This window comes from Rhizobium sp. 57MFTsu3.2, assembly GCF_012932765.1.
In the GTDB taxonomy this organism is placed as follows: domain Bacteria; phylum Pseudomonadota; class Alphaproteobacteria; order Rhizobiales; family Rhizobiaceae; genus Rhizobium; species Rhizobium altiplani.
In genome coordinates this window covers 60246-80904 of record NZ_JDWI01000031.1, presented here as the reverse complement: position 1 = coordinate 80904, position 20659 = coordinate 60246, and the positions used below count along the sequence as shown (strand labels likewise).

General features: G+C 59.2%; 20 protein-coding genes, 4 tRNA genes and 1 pseudogene. 9 read left to right on the top strand and 16 right to left on the bottom strand.

Features of this window, described 5'->3' with window-relative positions; translation table 11 throughout:
* A pseudogene (locus tag AF71_RS25670) lies at window positions 1–293 on the bottom strand (sugar ABC transporter substrate-binding protein); the annotation flags it as partial.
* A 346-nt stretch (window positions 294–639) separates the two neighbouring features.
* Here AF71_RS25670 and AF71_RS25665 point away from each other — a divergent pair.
* Window positions 640–1680 (top strand): LacI family transcriptional regulator, encoded by a 1041-nt coding sequence (locus AF71_RS25665; protein WP_018858616.1) that lies wholly within the window; start codon window positions 640–642, stop codon window positions 1678–1680.
* 81 nt (window positions 1681–1761) lie between these two features.
* On the opposite strand, the gene AF71_RS25660 is transcribed toward AF71_RS25665, so the two are convergent.
* From AF71_RS25660 to AF71_RS25650, 3 genes are all read right to left on the bottom strand, one after another.
* Window positions 1762–1947, bottom strand: a complete 186-nt coding sequence (locus AF71_RS25660) for a hypothetical protein (protein ID WP_018117079.1) — start codon at window positions 1945–1947, stop codon at window positions 1762–1764.
* A 176-nt stretch (window positions 1948–2123) separates the two neighbouring features.
* Window positions 2124–2200 (bottom strand) — tRNA-Arg (locus tag AF71_RS25655).
* A 45-nt stretch (window positions 2201–2245) separates the two neighbouring features.
* The gene (locus tag AF71_RS25650; RefSeq protein WP_016554394.1) at window positions 2246–2551 is read right to left on the bottom strand and encodes an ETC complex I subunit; all 306 of its coding nucleotides are present in this window, start codon (window positions 2549–2551) and stop codon (window positions 2246–2248) included.
* A gap of 330 nt (window positions 2552–2881) precedes the next feature.
* On the opposite strand from AF71_RS25650, the gene AF71_RS25645 reads away from it, so the two are divergent.
* Window positions 2882–2958, top strand: a tRNA-Pro gene (locus AF71_RS25645).
* Between the two features lie 162 nt (window positions 2959–3120).
* On the opposite strand, the gene AF71_RS25640 is transcribed toward AF71_RS25645, so the two are convergent.
* The 7 genes from AF71_RS25640 to AF71_RS25610 form a co-directional block, all read right to left on the bottom strand.
* Window positions 3121–3453, bottom strand: coding sequence for a potassium channel family protein (locus AF71_RS25640; protein ID WP_018117080.1), 333 nt, complete (start codon window positions 3451–3453; stop codon window positions 3121–3123).
* 136 nt (window positions 3454–3589) lie between these two features.
* A complete protein-coding gene (gene cax / locus AF71_RS25635; RefSeq protein ID WP_018858617.1) occupies window positions 3590–4729 on the bottom strand; it encodes a calcium/proton exchanger in 1140 nt (379 codons plus the stop codon).
* A gap of 237 nt (window positions 4730–4966) precedes the next feature.
* On the bottom strand, window positions 4967–5548 hold the full coding sequence (locus AF71_RS25630) for an OmpA family protein (RefSeq protein WP_018117082.1): 582 nt from the start codon (window positions 5546–5548) through the stop codon (window positions 4967–4969).
* Window positions 5549–5552: 4 nt separating this feature from the next.
* Window positions 5553–5975, bottom strand: coding sequence for a hypothetical protein (locus tag AF71_RS25625; RefSeq protein ID WP_018858619.1), 423 nt, complete (start codon window positions 5973–5975; stop codon window positions 5553–5555).
* Window positions 5976–6072: 97 nt separating this feature from the next.
* Window positions 6073–8007 (bottom strand): mechanosensitive ion channel family protein, encoded by a 1935-nt coding sequence (locus AF71_RS25620; RefSeq protein ID WP_018858620.1) that lies wholly within the window; start codon window positions 8005–8007, stop codon window positions 6073–6075.
* Between the two features lie 13 nt (window positions 8008–8020).
* Complete coding sequence (locus AF71_RS25615) at window positions 8021–9235, bottom strand: alpha/beta hydrolase (RefSeq protein ID WP_018858621.1); 1215 nt, start codon at window positions 9233–9235, stop codon at window positions 8021–8023.
* A 157-nt stretch (window positions 9236–9392) separates the two neighbouring features.
* Window positions 9393–11042, bottom strand: a complete 1650-nt coding sequence (locus AF71_RS25610; protein ID WP_018858622.1) for a hypothetical protein — start codon at window positions 11040–11042, stop codon at window positions 9393–9395.
* A 435-nt stretch (window positions 11043–11477) separates the two neighbouring features.
* Between AF71_RS25610 and AF71_RS25605 the strand changes: the two genes are divergently transcribed.
* Window positions 11478–11756 (top strand): hypothetical protein, encoded by a 279-nt coding sequence (locus tag AF71_RS25605; protein ID WP_169683757.1) that lies wholly within the window; start codon window positions 11478–11480, stop codon window positions 11754–11756.
* A gap of 115 nt (window positions 11757–11871) precedes the next feature.
* Here AF71_RS25605 and AF71_RS25600 read toward each other — a convergent pair whose 3' ends face one another.
* Together AF71_RS25600 and AF71_RS25595 are read right to left on the bottom strand one after the other, a co-directional pair.
* Window positions 11872–12354, bottom strand: coding sequence for a DUF192 domain-containing protein (locus AF71_RS25600; protein WP_018858624.1), 483 nt, complete (start codon window positions 12352–12354; stop codon window positions 11872–11874).
* Window positions 12354–12932, bottom strand: a complete 579-nt coding sequence (locus tag AF71_RS25595) for a cold-shock protein (protein WP_018117103.1) — start codon at window positions 12930–12932, stop codon at window positions 12354–12356. The genes AF71_RS25600 and AF71_RS25595 overlap by 1 nt, the downstream gene beginning before the upstream one ends.
* Window positions 12933–13137: 205 nt before the next feature.
* On the opposite strand from AF71_RS25595, the gene gloA reads away from it, so the two are divergent.
* From gloA to AF71_RS25565, 6 genes are all read left to right on the top strand, one after another.
* Window positions 13138–13578, top strand: coding sequence for a lactoylglutathione lyase (gene gloA / locus AF71_RS25590; protein ID WP_018858625.1), 441 nt, complete (start codon window positions 13138–13140; stop codon window positions 13576–13578).
* A 155-nt stretch (window positions 13579–13733) separates the two neighbouring features.
* Window positions 13734–14798 carry a D-Ala-D-Ala carboxypeptidase family metallohydrolase gene (locus tag AF71_RS25585; RefSeq protein WP_018858626.1) on the top strand — a complete coding sequence of 355 codons (1065 nt, stop codon included), beginning with the start codon at window positions 13734–13736 and terminating at the stop codon, window positions 14796–14798.
* Window positions 14799–14995: 197 nt separating this feature from the next.
* Window positions 14996–15070: transfer RNA gene (locus tag AF71_RS25580), tRNA-Glu, on the top strand.
* Between the two features lie 266 nt (window positions 15071–15336).
* The gene (locus AF71_RS25575) at window positions 15337–16107 is read left to right on the top strand and encodes a glucose 1-dehydrogenase (protein WP_026371976.1); all 771 of its coding nucleotides are present in this window, start codon (window positions 15337–15339) and stop codon (window positions 16105–16107) included.
* A 162-nt stretch (window positions 16108–16269) separates the two neighbouring features.
* Window positions 16270–16707, top strand: coding sequence for an alpha/beta fold hydrolase (locus AF71_RS25570; RefSeq protein WP_169683756.1), 438 nt, complete (start codon window positions 16270–16272; stop codon window positions 16705–16707).
* 93 nt (window positions 16708–16800) lie between these two features.
* Window positions 16801–16875, top strand: a tRNA-Glu gene (locus AF71_RS25565).
* Between the two features lie 60 nt (window positions 16876–16935).
* Here AF71_RS25565 and AF71_RS25560 read toward each other — a convergent pair.
* From AF71_RS25560 to AF71_RS25550, 3 genes are all read right to left on the bottom strand, one after another.
* Window positions 16936–18267 (bottom strand): FAD-binding oxidoreductase, encoded by a 1332-nt coding sequence (locus tag AF71_RS25560; protein WP_018858629.1) that lies wholly within the window; start codon window positions 18265–18267, stop codon window positions 16936–16938.
* Between the two features lie 109 nt (window positions 18268–18376).
* Complete coding sequence (locus AF71_RS25555) at window positions 18377–19603, bottom strand: adenylate/guanylate cyclase domain-containing protein (RefSeq protein WP_169683755.1); 1227 nt, start codon at window positions 19601–19603, stop codon at window positions 18377–18379.
* Between the two features lie 121 nt (window positions 19604–19724).
* A complete protein-coding gene (locus AF71_RS25550; protein ID WP_018858631.1) occupies window positions 19725–20489 on the bottom strand; it encodes a TIM barrel protein in 765 nt (254 codons plus the stop codon).
* Between the last annotated feature and the right edge of the window lie 170 nt (window positions 20490–20659).

Below are 20659 nucleotides of genomic sequence, written 5' to 3'. Positions count from 1 at the left end.
TAGTCGAGAACGGTGTAGCCGAGCATCTGCGAGGCCGTCGGATAGGTGCCGGCCGCAACCATCGCCTTCAGCGCCGTCATCGCCGCATCACCGCCACCGCCGGCAACCGGCACGTCCTTCCAGGCAAACCCCTCCTTCGACAGATCCTCCTTCAACACGTTCAAGGCCGCAGCCTCGCCGCCGGACGTCCACCAGTGCAGCATCTGCACTTCCTTCACATCCGCAGCCTTGGCAGCACCCAAGCCCGCAACACTCATCGTCACCAACGCTGTCGTCAGCAAAAACTTGCGCATCGTTTCCTCCCGGTTTGCAAGTTCATAAAAGCGGAAAATCCGCGGTCAAAAAGCCCCTGCGCTCCCCGCGCGAAAGACTCTACTTATACGGCGCGAACGCCGCATGGGTTAATTTAAAACGTTATAAACATAAGCAAGTCAAGTGTAGCGACGCTCCTTTCTTTGTCGGAGGCAGTATCATTTACTGCCTGTTTTTACTTGTCTTTCAGACGCAGCCCTATTGCTTGGAAAACGGAAGCCGATTATTTAAAACGTTTCCATAATAGCATTGCTTTCGGCGCCGATATCGCGCTAGTGTCCGGCCAATCGACGCTTTGGAGGAAAGTCGAGCGTGTCTCGCATTACAATGCCGCCCACGACCGGAGTGACCCGCAGGAGCGGCAAGCCGACGTTGCGCACCATCGCGGACATCGCGGGCCTTGCTGTGACGACGATATCGCGAGCCCTTTCGGACGACCCGGTCATCAACCACGAGACCCGCAAGCGCGTCCGGGAGATCGCGCTGCAGGTCGGTTACTCCCCAGATCGAGCGGCCCAGCGCCTGAAGACCGGCCGCACGAACGTCATCGCCATCCTTCTTGAATCGCATGAGGAGATCCTCGGCTACGGCACCTCGATCATGTCCGGCATCGCCGCTGCTTTGCAGGGCACCACCTACCATCTGATCGTCATGCCCAACCTGCCGCACACGACCAATATCGAGGCAGTCAACTACATCATGCGCAATCACATGGCCGACGGCCTGGTGATGTCGCGCACCGAACCGTTCGACCCGCGCGTGCGGCTGCTAATGGAGCACAATTTTCCGTTCGTCACCCATGGCCGCACCGAACTTTCCACGCCGCATCCTTATGTCGACTACGACAATTTCGCGTTCGCCTATGAGGCAACCAAGCGGCTGATCGCCAAAGGGCGTCGTAAGCCCGCTTTGATCGGCGGTCCGATGCAGTTCAGCTTCGGCAGCCATATCCTGCACGGCTTCATGACCGCGGTGCGCGAAGCCGGCTGTGCCTACGAGATTATCTCCGAGATCGACCTCGATCATCCGGCGGGCGCGATTCGCGACCGTATCGCCCGACGGCATCGCGAAGCCGATCCACCCGACGCCTTCATGTGCGGCGGCGAAGTGTGCGCGCTTGCCACGATCACCGGCATGAGCGATTGCGGCCTCACCCTTGGCGTCGAATACGACATCGTCGCCAAGCAGACCTCGCAGTTACTTTCCGCCATCCAGCCGAAGGTGGAAACGATTTATGAGGACCTTACGGCCACCGGCGAACATATCGGCCGCATCCTGAGGAAACGGATCAGCGGCGAGACGGATATGGACCAGTTGCAGATGCTGCTAACGCCGCAGCCGCCTTTCTCCGGCGGTACCGGAAAATAGATGACATCTGCTACTCGATCTCAACTGGCTACGCGGTAGACCTTAGCCTCGTGACTTCGGCGGTTACTGCAAGCGGACACCCTATTGAAGCTCGGATTTCTGCTCGAAATCGACAATGACACCGTGTCGCAATGCCTCTTCTTGAGCTGCACGAAGAGCCTGCTGGATGAAATAGACGACGAGGTCATAGTCCGGGCTCTCCTGCGAGGCGATTTCCCACGCGATGTTCAGAGTGAATATCAGTTGTGGGGCGATCGTATCGGTCACGGCGGCGTATCCCGGAAGCACGGAGATACTAGGGTGCGCCCGCACCCAGGGCAACATCAACGGTTGAGCGTGCCGTAGGAGAATGTCACCAGCGACCTAGTGGGATTTACTATGGCCTTCACAAGGACGCCCAACGATTCAAGAGACGCGCACGTGCTGGGCGGCTTGAGAAAGAGTGGCGACCCCTGCAGGAATCGAACCTGCGACAACCTGCTTAGAAGGCAGGTGCTCTATCCAGCTGAGCTAAGGGGCCGCATGACCGAATTCGCACCCGGTCAAATCTGCGGATGAACGCGGATCAATGCGTCCAGGGTTGCGTCCGCGTATAGCGGAAATTGTCAGGATAAGCCACGATCTGGCGCTGCGGATCCTTCGGGGCAATAACCCGGTACTCGATGCCGTTACGCTTCGCGTAAGCCTCAGCGAGTTCCTGCGTTTCGAAGGTCAGCTTCAGCTGCTGGCGCATATCCGAGGAAGACGTATAGCCCATGATCGGATCGATGGTGCGCGGCGTCTCCTGATCAAACTCAAGAACCCAAATATGTGTCTTTGCCTTGCCGGACTGCATCGCGGTCTTGGCTGGACGGTAGATCTTGGCAGACATTGCTGCAGGGCCTCCGATTTAGCGGCTTTCGCACTTGAAACTTCATTCTGCCCCACAAGGCAGCTACTCTTGACGCAAACCATCGCACGAAGAGATGAATTTTGCTTAGCGGCGAATCCCTTTCTTTTCAAGAAAAAAGCCGAACCAGTCGCAGCGCTGTTCAACCGTTTCCAACAGGCGCCTTCCTCCCGCGATCATCGATTGTCATGCTCATATCGATCGCTTCACACCGCAAGCTTGAGGAAAAGAATGCTCACACCAAGGTTGGGGATAGGCGATTTAGATATTGCGGGCGCGGGGCGAACCGTGTATTGGCCTCCCTCGTCGGCACGGAGTGTAGCGCAGTCTGGTAGCGCATCTGGTTTGGGACCAGAGGGTCGGGAGTTCGAATCTCTCCACTCCGACCACTACCCTTCCCCTCCACATCAAGACTTGTCGGACTTTCGCAGGACATCCTCCGATCGACGCTTCCGAAAACTTCGATGCCGTACTGGGGCCTCCGCGTTGTCCCAGGAATCATAAGTCTAAGATTTCCAGTTCTGAATGGCCGGTTCGGCGAGGCACTTCACCTAGTCCTGATCGGCATTGTCAGAATTTGAGCGATCCGGATCAGCGCCACGGAGAGCCTGCACGCTGGCTGCGGCAATAAGACCCGTAAGGACAATCCCGCATAAGCCGATCACCAGAGCCAGCACCCGCGCGATTGTCTGCTTTGGTACGAGGTCGCCGTAGCCGATCGTCAATCCCGTAACAAAGGTGAAGTACAGGGTGTCGCCGAGCTGCCATCCTTCGATCCATCCGACAAGTGCGCCTGACCCGACGATGACAACAAGAACACCGGAGAAGATCGGCCACAATATTCGAAGTTGCTGGAAGAGAGAGGCGAAGAACCGCCTTCTCATCCTCCTCGATTTAAACTTGCTCTCTGTGCCTCGCGTCATCGGCGCCGCTTTCCTTGCGCTTCCAAGGTGCCTGATTGAGTTTGCTTTGGCGTCGCTGCAGAGCTATCGCGCGGCGCGCCTAGAAGTAGCCTTTCGATCACGTCGGTCCAGCTGGAGGCAAGACAAACAAGGTGAAGGCGAAGATCGCGTAGAGGGCAAGTGCCATCACTCCTGCGTACCAGGCGCCTCGACCACCGTTCGACAGAAGCGTAGCGGCCACGGTGGCGACGATCATCATTGTAACTGCCCCGGGCCAGAACTGCAGCGTCATTGGTTCCGGTCCGATGACGTAGCTGACAATGACCAGCAGCGGGGCAACGAAAAGCGCGATCTGGGCGGCGCTGCCGAGCGCGATCCCAACGCTGAGATCAAGGCGATCCGCACGAGCTGCCGAAAACGCGGTGGTCATCTCCGCGGCCGCACCAACAAGGGCGACCACGATGAAGCCGACGAACGCCGGTGTCATTCCCAGATGTTCAGCCGCAACCTGAACCGACCCGACGAAAATTTCACTGACCAATGCGACCAGCACGGTTACGCCGACGAGAATGGCGATGCTGAGGCCAAGCGGCCAGGTAGCCTGCTCTTCGTCCGCGTGACCGGCACTGGCGAAAAGCTCCTTATGTGTTCGCAAGGAGAACAACATGCCCAAGGCGTAGACGGCGATGAGGATGACCGACAACCCGAGGCTCACGTTCTGAGAGATGGCGAGCGGTGGCGGCTGATCGACTTCACTGATGATCGACGGCACCAGAACGGCAATGGTTGCCAGGAAAAGCAGGCAGGCCTGGAAGCGAGCATTGACGCGATTGAACTCCTGCAGGTGATGCTTCAACCCGCCGAGTAGAAATGCGCCGCCCAGCATGAACAGGGTGTTTGTAACGATTGCGCCGGCCAGCGATGCCTTGACCAGCAGATATTGTCCCGTCCGCAGGGCCGAAAGCGATATCACCAGCTCGGTCAGATTTCCGAGCGTAGCATTTAGCAGGCCGCCGACCGCGTCGCCCGTTCTCGCCGCAACCGCCTCGGTTGCACGGCTAAGGAGCGTCGCCAGAGGAATGATTGCAAGGACCGATATGAAAAAGAGCAGCGTATGACTGTCCGGAACCAGGTGCTCCAGGACGATGACGATCGGCACCAGCACGATCAGCCAGAGAACGGGCGTGTGTCGCAGTTCTTGAAGAACACTTCTTCCGATGCCAGCAGATGGAGAAGATCGTCCGTCGGAGCTGCTCATGTCGTTTCTCCCATCATAAGATAGTCTCGTTTGCAGGCGATGCATTCTCGGTAGGAGTACTCATCCGAGAGGATCGCGATCGGCAGCCGAATCGAGCGTCTGCAAAGACCGCCAGCAAAGCAGGCGTTTCCCAACAGCGTTAGTCTCGGGGCGTTCATCCGAGCCTCCACACTCCCAGGGGGCGGCCCATCAACTGCTGGCGCGCGGCATCGTTTCGACGCCGCGGCCTCTTTCCGATCAGGACTTAATCTTGAAGACACCGAGGTTGATAAGTTGAACACGTCTGTTGTTCGACCCTTTCACGTCAGTGCCTTCGATCGGTAAGTGTTCCCCGACACCGACCGCGTAAAGGCGCGCCGGATCGACGGCAAACGTCGTCGATAGTGCTTCTTTGATTGCAGCAGCACGCTGTTCGCTGAGATCGAGGTTATGTTTTTCGTCCCCGGTCGCGCTGGCATGACCGACCACGAGGAACTTGTAGTCCCACAGGTTCGGATGATGCAACGCGTCGGCGATCAGCCCGAGGGTGCGATAGGAATTCGGCTGGATGGCGACAGAGTCGTTCTCGAAATCGATCTCGACCACCATCTGCGGCAGTTTCCCTATCCGCTTCCAGTTCGGAAGCGCAGACATCGGCTGGTTACCGCCGTTGATAGCCTCCTGTCGCAATATCTCGAGGTCGATCGCAGGAGCCGCCGCCCTGAGTTTACCGAGTCCCTTGACGATGCGCTCCTGGGAGACCTCCTGCGCCGACGCAAAGCCGGAAAACAATACGCCCGTGGCCAGAACGAGAATGGCTTTGGAAATAAGACGTTTCATCGGTTTACCTCCAACCCGCATCGGTGATGACCTGATTGCATTCCTTGCTGACGCGCTTTTCCTTTTTCACCAGACAAGCCAGCACGAAGCCGTCACCCTTGATGCCTGAGCAACTTTTGGACATGTCCCGCTGGCAGACCCGCTCGTAGGCGGTCTGCGCGTGTTCTCGCTGGGTTATCGATTGGAACACTGATGTCAGCGAGCCTTTGCAAGTGGGCGACACTTTTGCCGCGTTCTGCTGCAGGCAGTCGGCGATCCGTCCGCTGCCGAGGTTCAGTCCCTTGCACAGTTTCTGGATGTCCGTGCCGCAGTCGGCGGCGAGCTTCGTGACCGCATCCGCATAGCTCAGCGTCTGCGCCGGCGCATTCCCGGCAAATGTCAGCGTCGCCAACGTGAGCGCCGCCGTAAGAATTCCGCGTTTGAACATGTCGCCCTCTCCCTGCCTCGACGATCTAGGCGGTGAATGTTCTCACGAAGCGCTATGATTGGGGACGTATATTACGGTAGCGCACACCGCAGAGCACTCACTTCGGCGGCGCGGCAGTACCTGCTTCGTGCGCCCGGATCGCCTGCGCGGCAGCCACCGCGCCACCCTCCTTGTCGTCACCTCCGACCTGCACCGTCGGTTGGGCGAACGTGATCCCGTTTGCCAGGAACAACTCGCGAATCTTGGCGTAGGCCTTGCGGCGTATGTAGGTCTGCATGCCGGGAACCGTGGTCATGGCGAAGCTCAATACGATTCCGTAGTCGGCGAACTCCTCGACACCCTTCATCTTCAAGGGCTCGATAAAGAGCGGCCCGAGTTCCGGGTCATCCTTCAGCTCCGCTCCGACCTTTTTGGTCAGCTTGCGTGCCTTGTCGATATCGGTGTTGAAGCCGACCGTGATCCTGAACTTGTCGATCACCCAGTCGCGGCTCATGTTCTGGACGGCTCCGAGTTCGCCGAATGGCACGGTGAAGACCGGACCGCGATGATGACGAAGGCGTACCGATCGCAGGCTGAAGCCCTCCACGGTTCCTTTGTAATCCTTGGCCTGGATGTATTCCCCAACCCGGAAGGCATCATCCAGCATGTAGAACACACCGCTGATGACGTCCTTGACGAGGGTCTGCGAACCGAAACCGATGGCAACGCCGAAGATGCCGGCTCCCGCGATCAATGGCCCGATCTGTACGCCCATCTGGGCCAGCACGACCAACGCCGCCATGACCGCGACAACAACAGCCAATGCATTGCGAAAGATCGGAAGAAGCGTGCGGAACCGTGCCCGTTTGGCGGCATCAGCGGGCGCAAGGGATGTTGCGTCGGTCGCCACCCGCAACGTTCTATCGATCCAGCCTCTGGCCAGTTGCCAAAGAAAATCAGCAACCACGAGGATCAAAACACTCTTCAGGCCCCCGTAGAAAAGGGCAGCGACAACAGGATCGCGCTGACCCAATGTGTCCGGATTGAGACGCCAAACAAGTGCCAGCCACCCGACGGCGAGGAAGATCACCGCCGCGCGTGCGCCACGGACGATCAAGACACCACGAAGGCTACCGGGATCGCTTACGAAAGACCCTGCCACGCGGCCAACGGCGTTGAGCATCGCCGGTAGTACGAGGACATAGACGCCGATCCAGAAAAGGCCTCTCATGTCGAGGCACCAGATGATCCACAGCGCGACGAGGAAGGCAACCACAGCCGCTTTCCACGGCCGAGATCGCTGCGACGTAGCCCACACCATCTCGATCGCGACAAATAGCCCAACGACCGACAAGCAGTAGCTGATTGCATCCCTAACCAGCGGCGGAACGCCCAAAGGTTCTCCGATTGCCGCCGTGGCAACGGCAAAGCAGACAAGCCCGAATAGGATCATCAACCGTGTGCGCAAGAACGGCGTGATACCGGCGGCGGACAAAAATGCGACCGCCAGCCGAAACGCGACGAATGCCGTGAGATAGGCAAGCAAGGTGATACGGGCGAGAGGCGGCCATTCCACGGCAAAGAACAAGATCGCCATTGCCCCCGCGAAGATTCCGACTGGGGCCAGTCGGCCAAGGAGCGTTTCGCGGGGCTTGGCTAGCCTGCGGTACAGCCCCTCGACGAGGAGGCCGAGAGCGACCAGTCCGCCGAATATGACGAATACGGGCGCATAGCCTCGGCTTACGGCGTCATGCCGTGTCCTGGCAGCGGCGGCCGCCACTTCCGCTGGTATCGCCGGTATGGCCGTGATGATTTCGTGAACGCGCGTCCGCGCCGCAGACTCCCAGCTGACCAAATCGGAGGCGCCTGCGGATGAAGCGGGGCTCTGAGGTGCACCGACCTCCTTGCGACTGTTCAGCCAGGCCTGCACCTCCGGGTCCTGAAGAAGGCGCACAAGTTCGTCGATCTTCTGCTGTGGTGCGGCCGCGGGAGCTTGCGCCACGGCATTGAATGCGAAGAGAAGTCCGGCGATGAGAGACAGGATCCATTTCATGCTGGTTTTCCCCCTATTGCGTCAGCGTCTGCGGCTTCAGGTCGCCGCCAAGCGTATCGTCGGCCGGCCGTGGCTTTCTTCTCTCAGCAAGCGGCTGCTCGATGATTGTCGCCGGAACCGCGACGGCTGTAGCCGCAACCGTACCGATGTTCGTCACCGTGCCGCCGACCACGGCTGTAATGCCTTGGCCGAGCGTGACATTCGAATCCGTAAGTGTCTGGCCCGTCATGAGTCGCTGGCCGATAAGTTGGACGATTTCCGGACTTTCGGCAAACTTGCCGTGATTGAGCCCGTCCTCGGTCTTTACTTTCGTCAAATCGATCGCGGCGATGCCCGCTTTTTCGAGCTTCGACCGATAGGGCTCTTCCGCAGGATTGATGGCGCCGAGACGGGAGACCCGCCCCGTAATGAAGCTCGAAACCGCGAGAGCCTTATCATCCTGGGACACGAAGATCGTGAACTTCGGACGTGGCTCGCCCATTTCGGCGAACTGCTTGGCAAAGACTTGGATATCGATATCGGGGGAAGCGAGGATCACATTGTGAATTTTCGGATCCACACGGCCGTCGCGTATCCCCATCTGCCGCAGCGATTCCATCGCCAGCCAGGTCCCCATCGAATGTGCCATGATGGTGATATCCTTGACATTGGGATCGGCAGCGAGCGTGCGAAGGGCCTGCTCCAGTCCCGTGCGCGAATAATTCGTGCTTTCCTTGTCATACTGGTAGGCGGTGATTTCGGCTCGCGACGGCCATGTGAACAGTACCGGCGTCGCCTCCATCCTGCTATCGTGCACGATCTGCGCCAGCCGGAAGACGGAATCCTCGTAGGTGTTGTTGAAGCCGTGAATGAACACTAGCGCATGTCCGCCGTTCACATGCTGCGCGAACCATTCGCGCCCTTGCGCGATGGTGTCTATCTGCTGAGCATTCGTCACAGCGAAATCGGTTGCCGGATCAGGTGGGAGACGCTTCGGCCACTGTACCGTGCCCGGCTCGCGCTTCGGCGGAATCGAGACTGTGATTTGCGTCAGGTGCGGCTTGGAACTGCGCTCCCCATTGAATAGCGTCGCCGGGTCCCCAGACGGATCGCGTGTGGTCGCAACCAGCATCGCAACCTTGGACGTTGGTGGAGCGGAAGCCGACAGCGGAACCGGCGTCATGACACCGTCCGGATGTCCGCAACTCGTCAGAAAAAAGAGAAGAAGAGGGATACTGCGTTTCACCATGCCTGCATTCCAGCTATTGCCCAGGGGGATGGGCGATCTCAAGCCTGGAGGCTAGCAGGTGGCGTGCGGCGAGGCCTGTAGCATCGCGTAGTATCTGTCGGGACGGACGCCGCCGTGGTACGAAATTGCCACGCCAGCGAGAGGATGACGGCAACGGCTAGTTGGTCACTGCCGGCTGAACCTGATCGACCGCGGCACCGGCAGCGCGCAGCCCGGCGAGGACGCGCTCTTGGTCTTGCGGACGCGCCAAGCGCATCGAAATCTCGCGCTTTACCACCGGCATCAGCGCAGGGGCCTTCGTGTCAAGCCAATCGAGTTCCCTTTTCGCCTGCTCGATCTTTCCGGACGCGCCAAGGATGGATGCCAGAACCATGCGGTGCATCGGATTGTAGTTTAGATCAGACATTCGCGACCACAGTTCTGCTGCCTGAAGGTCGCCTCTCATGAAGGCGCACAACGCCATCCCGACTTCGTAGTAACCTTGCGGACCTGCGTTCCTGCTGACTGCCTTGGAAACGAGATCGCAGCCCGTATCCCACTTGCCCGCCATGGAGAGACGTAAGCCGTATTCGCCGGCCACCTCGGTGTCGTTGGGATTCAACTGATAGGCCGCGGCACCCGCCTCGAGGGCGGCGTCAACGTCATTGCGAAAGAAGCTGGTCAGCATCAGCGCCTGCAGGACGCGCGGGTTCTGCGGATCAATTACAGCCGACTTTTTCGCCAGCTCCGATGCCGTCTCCAATATCTTTGGCGACGGTTTGGTTCCAAGCTTGTAGGGGAAGCGTACCTGATCGAGGTAAGTCAGCGACAAGAAAGCAAGAGACGTGGCGTCGCTCGGAAACTTCTCTGTCACGGACCTGAGACATTCCTGTGCTGTCTGAAGCGCTTCCGCCGTCATGCTTCTGCGATAGTTGTAATAGGACAGGCTGCAATCATATGCGTCCCATCCACCCGCCCCATCCGGGGCTATGTCGGTCTGAAATACCACGCCAAAGGGTTGGGCGACGGCGGTCGCGATCTCCTCTGCGAGAGCGGTCTCGACTTCAAACACGCTCTGTATTCGAAGATCGGAATCGTAGTGGTTGGCCCAGATGACGGCGCCGTCGGAACGACGCACCAGGCGCGCCGTGGATCGAACACGATCGCCATCTTGTCGAACACTTCCCTGGAGGGCGTATCGAGCATTCTGGAGGCCGCTCACAGCGTCCTGATCATTACCGGACGCATCGACGACCAGAATGTCCTTGAACTTCACGAGCTTCGACATGATTTCATCGGTCACGCCGCCCGAAATTCCCGAAAATCTGCTGCCACCCGCAATATCCTCGAAGCGATCCACGGCTATCGTCGGTCGGCTGTTGATGGAAGCAACCTCCTTGGAGGCCGGCTTTATGCCAAGGAAAATGGCCCCTGCAGCAATCGCGGCCGCCATTGCCGCGCCAGCTATCAGCCAGCGTTTTCCAGCGGATCTGGAAGCCGCCGGTGCTGCGACAACCTCACTTGATGAAGGCTCGACAGAGACTGGAGAAGGCGGTGCCATCGCCGCGTCCGCTGTGTCGCCACGGCAATGCGACGAAGCTTGGAATATGGGAACATATCGGCCCTTGGGAATCGTGATGACAACCGGCTCGCTGCCGCCAGCCATCAAATAATAGCGCTCCAGCTCCCGCCGGATGCGCCCAGCCTCGATCCGCACCGCGGGATCGCCCTGAGCATCGAAATTCTGCCTTCCGAAAACGACCTCCGCGATCGTGTAGGCCTTGAGGTAGTGGGATCGACCGGCGAGCGTCTCCGTCACGACATACACCAGGAACCGCCGGGCTCGCTCAGGGAGGTGAACACTCTCGCTTCCGAGGATGCGCTCCAGCTGGTCTTGCACTTCCTCGGCAGATGGCGCTACAGGGGCCACGTCGCCTGACCTTGCACTTGCCATCGAATTCCCCTCGATGCTGACTAAGCACAACCCAATGCGTATGTTGCTAGCAGATAAACATGACCTATACGTTGTGGCAATACCGGGTTCACAATCGTTCGGGCAACAGTCTCCCTTGGCGAGTGAGGACCACATGCGTTGGCTCCGGGTGGGCTCAATCGCAGCCAACATCACATATGTCGCCGTTGGTACCGAGGTATTCTACCGTATTCTACGCCGCTCATCTGGAGAACCGTGATAGCGTGTCTCCCAGCGACCAATACGCAATCACTGCTGTCGTTTGTGCACCAGGAGGGGACGGTGGCGCGAATGGGCAAGTCATTCAATCGTCTAGGCGAGGCTGCAAGATGCGGTCTGGCGCGCATGTTGTTAAGGTTACCGGCATCCCAGCGCGAGGCTGTGCGGTTAGCCGCCAATGGGCGACCGTTGCTTGATGAAGTGCTGGGTGCCTATGAGGAGGCGTGCCTCGCACTCGAACGGTTCCGCAAGGAGGCCAGCGCCGAGCTCACCCTGGTCGATGAATATGAGGAACTTTGTGTGGAGTTGGAGGGCGACGTCATGCGCGAGGTGTTCGGCGCACGTCGCTAAACCGCCCTTCTCACGCCGGGCCTGTCGAGGAACAAGACACCCGCTGCATTCCCGCTTTTCGGGAGAAATTCGGCGCTGCCTCAAGCAGCCCCGTGTCACCGCGTGGCGCGAACGCCTACTTTTTCTTGGTCGTCGTGGCGCTCATCACCTTGTCGCCAGGCTTGATGCCGAGCTTGGCCGTTACACCGGCATTGAGTTCGATCACGTACTTCACCTCCGTCATCGAATCGATGATGTCCTCGGAGTACGGCACCGCGTTCTGCTTGATGTTGCGGATCGTGCCCGTCGAGTCGACGAACAGCATGTCGAGCGGCAGGATGGTGTTCTCCATCCACATCTGCACCCGCCGCGAAACGCCGAAATCGAAGATCATGCCGGCGTCTTCGGCCATGTCCTTGCGATACATCAGCCCGCGCTGGCGTTGCTCGTTGGTGTCGGCTATCTCAACGATGAAATTCAGCCGCTTGCCGGACGCCGTCTGGATAATCAGCGGTTCCTTGTCGAAGGTTATCGGCTGTTGGGAAAGGGCCGGCACGGCGAGAATGAAAAAAAGCGCCGCGATGGCGCTTCTGATCCAGTGAGCTGCAGACATACGCATCAGTGCGCGCGGCTCACCGGGCTCGGCACATCGGGATGGATCTCAGCGGCCATCAGCCCCTTGTCGCCATCGCCGTAACGGACGAGCACCACCTGCCCCGGACGCAATTCCGTGAGACCAAACCGACGCAGCGTTTCCATGTGGACGAAAATATCCTCCGTCCCCTCGCCCCGCGTCAGGAAGCCGAAGCCCTTCGTGCGATTGAACCACTTGACCAGCGCACGCTCGAGCCCGCTCGTCGCCGTCACCTGCACATGCGTGCGGACCGGCGGCAGCATCGAAGGGTGTACAGCCGTCGACTGGTCCATGGAAAGGATTTTGAACGCCTGGTAACCGCGTTCGCGCCGTTGGATGAGCGCAACGATCCGCGTACCCTCGAGAATTGTCTGGTAGCCGTCGCGACGCAGGCAGGTCACATGAAGAAGAACATCCTGCATACCGTTGTCGGGAACGATGAAACCGAAGCCCTTGGCCACGTCAAACCACTTGACGACGCCAGTGATTTCAATGAGATCGACCGCTTCCCCCGCGAGTTGATCGAGGTCGCTGAATTCCTTTGACGAAATTCTGTCAGCCATATCGCCAGTCCCTCAATACGCGTCACACTGTTACGGTTAACTGATTCTTCACATCAAGATTAACATGTTGGTAACGGATTAGCGCAAGTCCTACTTTTCGATTATTCGCAGTTGCCAATCATACCCCGCTATCTTGCCCGAAGCTGGTGTTCCGCCACATAAGATTCCGACAGAATCCAAGACCCCGCATTAGAGAGGAAATAGAATGCGTTATCTCCACACCATGGTTCGCGTGAAAGATCTGGACGCCTCCCTGCATTTTTACACCAAGCTCTTCGGACTCGAGGAAATTAGGCGCACGGAGAACGAGAAGGGCCGCTTCACGCTCGTTTTCCTTGCAGCGCCCGGCGACAAAACCGAGGCCAGTGCCAAGGGCGCGCCCTGCCTGGAACTGACCTACAATTGGGATACCGAGGACTACACGGGCGGCCGCAATTTCGGTCACCTCGCCTATGAGGTCGACGATATCTATGCCACCTGCCAGAAGCTGATGGACAACGGCATCACCATCAATCGTCCGCCGCGCGACGGTCACATGGCCTTCGTGCGCTCCCCGGACGGGATCTCGATCGAGATTCTGCAGAAGGGCGGCAGCCTCCCGACAGCCGAGCCCTGGGCTTCGATGGGCAATACCGGCGCCTGGTAAGTCGAGGCTTTTGCGAGGCTTGCGGCTTTGGCGATTTCGGACCTGCGTGTCCGCATCGCGCTTGCCGCAGGCCAGTGGCGCGGGCACTCTCCAGCCGACTCGAGGCGAACGATGCGTTTTGGCGCAGCACTCGCCGTCCTCTGGAGAATGCTCGCGTGCTCGCTGTTGAAAAGCGGATACCTTTCGGACCTGCCCTTCTCATCGCCACGTCAGCGCTGGTGCTCAGCGGCTGCGTGTCAAACAAGAAGGCCGCCGACGCTGCCGCTGTCGTTTCCCCAGTCGAATCGACTGCGGCCGTTCAACAGGCCACCGCCTCGCCCACCGCCCAACCCGGCTATCGCGACCCTATGGTGGCGAATGTATCGGGTCAGCAGCCGGCACAGGTTCCGGCCGCGCAGTCGATGGCAGTAGGATCGACCGCTTCGGCTCCCGCCAATATCGGCGGTCTCGCAATGCAATCAACTGGGATCAACGCGCAGGCGATGAGCATCTTCTCGGCACACACGCTGCCGCAGAACAACCCGACATCGACCCAGGTGCAGCCCGTCACGGGCAACGCCTACACGCCGGCTGGTGTCAGCCCCATGCGCTCGAGCGTCTACAGCAGCCAGCTTCCTGTCGATCAGCCCCAGCAAACGCAGCAGACTCAACCCCTGTTGCCGCAGCAGTCCTCACAGAACACGGCCATACGCGGCGAGCCGGTTCAGAGTGCCTCGCTCTCGACCGGAGCACTGGCAGGCCAGACGATGAATGCGCTCTATAGCGCGCCGAGGCAAAACCTGCTCGGCAGTCTCTCCGGGCTACTGCAAAAAGCCTCACTGCCCGGCATGACGCGAATTGCGCCCAACGGCCTGCATCTTCAAAACGACAAGGTAGAGGTCGGCTGCTTCAAGCCGAACTTGTTGAATGTGATCAGGGCGGTCGAAACGCACTTTGGCAAGCCGCTCGTCGTCACGTCGGGATATCGCGACCCGGACCATAATCGCATGGTCGGCGGCGCCGAAGAATCCATGCACAAGACATGCGACGCGGCCGATATTCAGATCGACGGCGTGTCGAAATGGGATATCGCAAGCTATATCCGCTCGCTGCCTGATCGCGGCGGTGTCGGTACCTACTGCCACACGAACTCCGTACATCTCGATACCGGAAAAAGCCGCGACTGGAACTGGGGCTGCGGTGGTGGGACGGCTGCATCGCCCCTTGCTCGCGCTCTGTGACGCTCACGCTTCGCTGCCATTAGCGTTACGAAAGCTCGTGTGAAGGATTGGGAACATCGATCCATAGCGTTTTGATTCGGCTGCAATAAACGCCATTTCGCTGCCGCAAAAGAATCCTGTCATTATTTTGAAAAAAATCCAATTTGCTGCTTGCGGGATTCAAAGTGCCTGACTATAAGGGCGCCACCACGAAGGAAGCGCCCTTCGTCTATCGGTTAGGACACCAGATTTTCATTCTGGGAAGAGGGGTTCGACTCCCCTAGGGCGTGCCATCGGTCATTGAAATCATTTGGCTTTTGACGTTTACACGATATCCTCGTAACATTGTTGTGCGTCGCGTCAAATGCTAGTGAATCTGGAATGAAATCCGGTCGGTCAACCGACGACGCGTAGCCCTTGAGCCTGTAGCGCCCTCGCCTTGACTCGCGACTCGGCGACACGCCTGCTTCCTCCAGTCGGCCTCCTCAGCGTGCGCAGAACATCTGGCATCCGAGCGTCGACGCTGCCATAAATGAGCTTCATCGAGGGAGGGATGATGATGCAGAAGAACGCGCCGGACTTCAGCCTTGCGGGCAAGGTGACTTTCGTGACGGGAGCGAGCCGTGGCATCGGTCGGGCTTGCGCGCTTGCCTGTGCCGCAGGCGGCTCCGATATTGTCTTGGGGATCCGCGATGTCGCGGCGTCGGCAGGCCTGGTCGCCGAACTCGAGGGCATGGGACGAAAGGTCCTCCCTGTCGAATTGGACATTCCCAACAGGGTCCATATCGCACAAGCCGTCGACGCGGCGCTTACGAAGTTCGGTCGGATCGACGTACTCGTCAACAACGTCGGCGTGGCTCCGGGCAATCTTGCAGAACTCGTTGAGGAGAAAGACCTTGACGAAATACTTGATGTCAACATCAAGGGCACGTTTCTGATGACGCAGGCGGTGGGCCGTCAGATGATCAAGCGCAACAGCGGCCGGATCATCAACATCAGCTCACAGGCCGGCACCGTGGCACTGCGCGGCGAGGCAATCTATTGCATGAGCAAGGCGGCAATCAATCACCTCACGCGCTGTCTTGCAGCCGAATGGGCACGCTATAATGTCACCGTGAATACCGTATCGCCGACGTTCATCCACACGGATGGTACGGCACCTTTTCTATCCGACGCCGACAATTACAAAGCGACGCTTGCTCACATTCCGCTCGGCCGGATCGGTGAAACCGATGATGTGGTGGGTGCCGTCGTCTTCCTTGCGTCACCAGCTGCGAGCCTAGTCACCGGCGCGAACCTGCTCGTAGACGGCGGATGGTCAGTCGCCTGATGCCGAGGTGCACAATGCTATGCAGACGAGAACGACGATTTTCCGTGGGGCGTGTCGGTTTCTTTGAATTTCAGCCTGGATTCGACGACGCGTTGGTATCGCTACTCATGCTGAGTATGGACCAGCCTTGCTTCGGCCTGCCCCACCGAATAGAGTTGCCGGATGGCTAGGCAGGTCCTCTTCGTACAAGGAGCCGGCGAAGGCGTCTACGATTGCTGGGACAGCAAGCTCGTGACCAGCCTCGAGCGCGAACTCGGCGAAAGCTATACCGTCCGCTATCCCCGAATGCCCAATGAGGACGATCCAAGCTACGCAGCGTGGGAGCCTGCGTTAACGAGAGAACTCGCTTCGCTGGACGACGGGGCAATTCTCGTCGCTCACTCGGTCGGCGGCACCATTTTGATCCATGTGCTTGCCGAACAGCAGCCGAAACCGAGGTTCGGAGGGCATGGCGCCGCCGACGACGTGGTACCCACTGCCCATGTTCATCTCTGTGCGAAGGCGATTCCGCACGCCGTCGTCCGCACACTCGACCGCAGGGATCACCAGCTCAACAACGATATGAGCGACGTTGCACGAGACATACTTTCAGCCGGCTAAGCTGTCAGCACGCCGAAGCGCGCGCCGGTTCTCTTTTCCAGCAAGCTGAACGTCTTGCCGAACAGCCATGCCGTTCCTATTTTCTTGTCAGATGCGCCCTTCGTCTATCGGTTAGGACAACAGATTCTCATTCTGTAAAGAGGGGTTCGATTCCCCTAGGGCGTACCAAACCACTCGATTCCAGATTGCCGAATGGCGCATTGGCGCGAGTTCCATTCATACACGAAATCAGAAGCCGCTGATCAGTTCTACCTTCGAGCCGTCGCTGAAGCGCGAGAGCCGGAACGCTTTCGGGTCGACGACGGGCGCCCGGCCCGTGACGATATCAGCCATCAGCCGTCCCGCTGCCGGTCCAATGCCGAAACCGTGGCCGGAGAATCCGGTCGCGATATGAAAGCCGGGAATGGAATCGACCGCCGAGATGACGGGCACGGCATCCGGCGTGACATCGATGTAGCCGCCCCAACGCTGTGCGATTTCCGCCTTTGCGAAAACCGGAAACGCCTTCTTCAGACTGTCAAGTGCATCCAGCGTCAACTTCTTCGAGGGCACCGGATCGAGAACACGGTGATACTCGAACGGACTTGCGTCATCCATTGACCAGCGCCGCGGAATGCGCAGCTCGTCAAAGAAGCGGCCAGCGAGGCGGAAGGAAAGCGACTTCCACTCTGCCCGCAAGGCCGGCAGAAACGCAGCAGCATGGCGGAACGAGGCCGGCACGATATCGACAATGTTGTCGTGGCCGCAGGCCACTGTGTAACCACCGTCCTGCCGCTTGCGGATAGCGAAATCCTTGGCCCATATCGTTTGCGCCGGCCCGTCTTCCAGCGGCTTCGTGCGCATAACGCTGTTCAGCACCTTCAGTTGCGGCAGATCGATGCCGAAGCGACCGGCAAACAGGCTGGACCACGCGCCGCCGGCCAGGACCACGGCCTTGCAGGCGATCGCGCCGCGTTCCGTCACGACACCGCTAACGGCCCCTGCCGAGGTCTCGATGCCGCGTACAGCGCACTCCGTGAGAATGGTCGCTCCCTTGTCGCGTGCCGCTTCGGCGATCGCCGGTGCCGCCTTCTGCGGCTCCGCCCGCCCATCGGCCGGCGTGTAGAGCGCTCCCGCCATATCGACACTTGAGCCGGGAACCGTTTCACCGAATTCTTGCGCCGTTAGCATGCGGGATTCGATCTGGTAGCCGTCCAGATTGGTGCGCCAACGCTCGCGCTCCGCCACCTCCTTATCATTGGCGCAGGTGAAGATGATGCCGGTGCGCTTGAAACCCGTATCGCGCCCCGTGCGCTTGTCGAGGCCATCCCAGATTCTCAGCGCCTCTGCCATCAGCGGCACCTCGCGCGGATCGCGCATCGAGATCCGCACCCAGCCCCAGTTCCGGCTCGATTGTTCCTTCCCAATCCCGCCTTTCTCGCAAAGCGTCACGCGCAGGCCGCGTTCGGCGAGTTCCAGCGCCGTGGAGCAACCGACAATGCCGCCGCCGATCACAACGACGTCGCACTCTTTCGGAAGCTCCTCGTCGCCATGGACGGGAACAACATAGGGACCGGGCATGAGGGATTGTCTCCTGGCAGGGACTCAAGATCGTTTGGCTTGTGTAGCCCTACAACCCCGCCCCGATTTTAGGAACCCTGCCCGCGCTTCGTCTGCATATCTTACAGCTTCAGGATCGCTTGAAGGCAAACACATCAACTGGCTCGCCCAAACCACGCAGAGGGAACGCGCCGAGGCTTTCCATGCCTTCCTTGCACGAAGCCATCTCGACGAAGGCCCTGGAGAAGAGCACCGGCCGCTTGATCTCTTTCGTCAGGCTTTCCAGACGCGATGCCACGTTGACCGCAGGCCCAATGACCGTGAAATCCAACCGGCGGCGCGAGCCGATGTTGCCATACATGACGTCGCCGACATGCACGCCGATACCGTAGCGCAGCACCTCGCGACCCTCGCGCGCATTCTCCTCGTTGAGCGCAGCGACCGCGGCGTCGGCCTCCTTGATCGCCGTCAGGAGGTTTCTGCAGGCCATCGGATCGGTCAGCGGGAAGATCGCCAACATCCCGTCGCCCATGAATTTTAGGATCTCGCCGCCGTGTTTCTCAATTGGCTCCGACATCGCGTCGAAATAGCCGTTCAGCAACTCGATCACGTCATCGCGCGGCCATTGATCCGAGATCGTCGTGAAATCGCGCAGATCGCAGATCAGGATCGCCGCACCGACGGTGGCCCCGCTGCCACGTGTTGTCGCCCCAGCAAGGATCTGTCCGCTGGCATGCGGCCCGACATAGGTCTCCAACAACGTGCGCGCGAGAATGTTCTTGAGGCGGATCTCGGTCACCAGTGTCAAGGCGGGCAGAAGATCCTGGAGGAAAGCAATGTGCTCGTCAGAAAAACCGCCGGGCCGGTCGCTGGCGAAGGTCGCGATGTGGCGCTTTCCGAGTGTGTGCTCCATCGGCCAAGCGATATATTCCGTAAGCCCATCACGTATCAGTTCGTCATAAAATTGATGGTGGCCGTCTCCGTCTCTCATAGCCTCGAGGTTTTTGCGAACCTCGATCGCGCCGCTGAAGATCTCGTTGACCGGACTGTTGCGAAACTGCGGTGTCCTCTCGACGCCATAGCCGAACGTATCGATCTTGGCCTCGGCCAACCCGGTGCGCCACAGGATACGTGCTCCGAGCCATTGCGGATGAAGCGTCCTGAAGTGCAACGATGCGCGCGCTACCGGTACGCCTTCGTTCCGGAGCCGCTGGCACATCTGCACGAAGATGTTGTCGATGAAGCGCTCGTCACGCGTTTCCGTGACCAGCCAATCGATGATCTTTCGCCGACGCGAGGGCCACACGCCCTCACTCTGATCGTTGAAGGACAAAGGCACGTCCGAAACGGATTGCATGGTTATACTCCACAAACACGGTCGCGTCCCGATTGAGGAAGGACATCATTCATCCCCTAGATGGTGCGTGACTCTGCAGATTGAAATGGTTGCGTCCACCGGAGTCTGAGTCACCCGGCTTCTAGCCGAGCATACGCCGGGTCTCCACAATCGTCGCAGCGCTCGCTGCCAGCGGCCTGTATTCCAGCCCGATCGCGCCTCGGTAGCCATGTTCGACAAGCCAATCGACCCGTCGCTTAAGGTCGACATTTCCGCTGCCGGGCTCATTCCGTCCCGGATGATCGGCTACATGGACGTGGAAAACTCGGTCGATATCATCGCCGATCACCTCGGCCGTGTCCTCTCCCATGACGGCGGAATGATAGACATCATAGACAATGCCGATCTCGGAACGCCCCGTCGCCCTTACGATCTCGAGACCTTCCACTGTTGAATGAAGGAAATAGCCGACGTGGTCGATCAGCGTGTTGAGCGGCTCGAGGCCGAGGCGAACCCCACTGCCCTCGAGAATTTCGCCGGCGGCGGTCAGGGTTTCGATCAGCGCTGCCTTCTGCTCCTCGCGAGACTTGCCGGCAAGATCATCACCTGCCTGCGCAATCAGGGTGTGCGCGCCGAGGCGTCTTGCCGTTGCGATCGAACTTTTCAGACCTTTCAGAAACGCTTCCTTATTGGTTCTGTCTGTCAGGGCAATCATCGGTTCCGCCACAAAACTCGTGAGTTCTATGCCGGTTTCCGTCAGCGCCCATTCGATGCTGCCGATATCCTTGTTCGTCCACTTCCAGAATTCGACTGCCTCCACGCCGTGCGCGTGCGCAAGGCGGATCCTGTCCGCGAAGTTGTCGGCGTCAGCTGCGAACAGCCATTCGATGCAGGCGGAAAGTCTCATGGCGGCCTCGCTGAATCGGGAACTCTTTCGCCGACAATAGTCGAGCCGCGGCAAATGGCAAAAAGCTTCCATGCTCCGTTTCTGACTTGACGTCATATTCAAGATTGCTAACGTGCGGGTGCGTATTAATCTCCCAACTCCGCCCGTCATCATTGACGGGCGTATCTTTT

Excerpts from the sequence above, each read along its gene's own strand:
- AF71_RS25650 (WP_016554394.1), bottom strand. The coding sequence starts at position 2,551 with ATGTCTGCCAAGATCTACCGTCCAGCCAAGACCGCGATGCAGTCCGGC.
- AF71_RS25605 (WP_169683757.1), top strand. The coding sequence starts at position 11,478 with ATGGGCAAGTCATTCAATCGTCTAGGCGAGGCTGCAAGATGCGGTCTG.
- cax (WP_018858617.1), bottom strand. The coding sequence starts at position 4,729 with ATGAGCAGCTCCGACGGACGATCTTCTCCATCTGCTGGCATCGGAAGA.
- AF71_RS25560 (WP_018858629.1), bottom strand. The coding sequence starts at position 18,267 with ATGCCCGGTCCCTATGTTGTTCCCGTCCATGGCGACGAGGAGCTTCCG.
- AF71_RS25550 (WP_018858631.1), bottom strand. The coding sequence starts at position 20,489 with ATGAGACTTTCCGCCTGCATCGAATGGCTGTTCGCAGCTGACGCCGAC.
- AF71_RS25575 (WP_026371976.1), top strand. The coding sequence starts at position 15,337 with ATGCAGAAGAACGCGCCGGACTTCAGCCTTGCGGGCAAGGTGACTTTC.
- AF71_RS25600 (WP_018858624.1), bottom strand. The coding sequence starts at position 12,354 with ATGCGTATGTCTGCAGCTCACTGGATCAGAAGCGCCATCGCGGCGCTT.
- AF71_RS25570 (WP_169683756.1), top strand. The coding sequence starts at position 16,270 with ATGGCTAGGCAGGTCCTCTTCGTACAAGGAGCCGGCGAAGGCGTCTAC.
- AF71_RS25665 (WP_018858616.1), top strand. The coding sequence starts at position 640 with ATGCCGCCCACGACCGGAGTGACCCGCAGGAGCGGCAAGCCGACGTTG.
- AF71_RS25620 (WP_018858620.1), bottom strand. The coding sequence starts at position 8,007 with ATGAAATGGATCCTGTCTCTCATCGCCGGACTTCTCTTCGCATTCAAT.
- AF71_RS25555 (WP_169683755.1), bottom strand. The coding sequence starts at position 19,603 with ATGCAATCCGTTTCGGACGTGCCTTTGTCCTTCAACGATCAGAGTGAG.
- AF71_RS25595 (WP_018117103.1), bottom strand. The coding sequence starts at position 12,932 with ATGGCTGACAGAATTTCGTCAAAGGAATTCAGCGACCTCGATCAACTC.
- AF71_RS25615 (WP_018858621.1), bottom strand. The coding sequence starts at position 9,235 with ATGGTGAAACGCAGTATCCCTCTTCTTCTCTTTTTTCTGACGAGTTGC.
- AF71_RS25630 (WP_018117082.1), bottom strand. The coding sequence starts at position 5,548 with ATGAAACGTCTTATTTCCAAAGCCATTCTCGTTCTGGCCACGGGCGTA.
- gloA (WP_018858625.1), top strand. The coding sequence starts at position 13,138 with ATGCGTTATCTCCACACCATGGTTCGCGTGAAAGATCTGGACGCCTCC.
- AF71_RS25625 (WP_018858619.1), bottom strand. The coding sequence starts at position 5,975 with ATGTTCAAACGCGGAATTCTTACGGCGGCGCTCACGTTGGCGACGCTG.
- AF71_RS25640 (WP_018117080.1), bottom strand. The coding sequence starts at position 3,453 with ATGAGAAGGCGGTTCTTCGCCTCTCTCTTCCAGCAACTTCGAATATTG.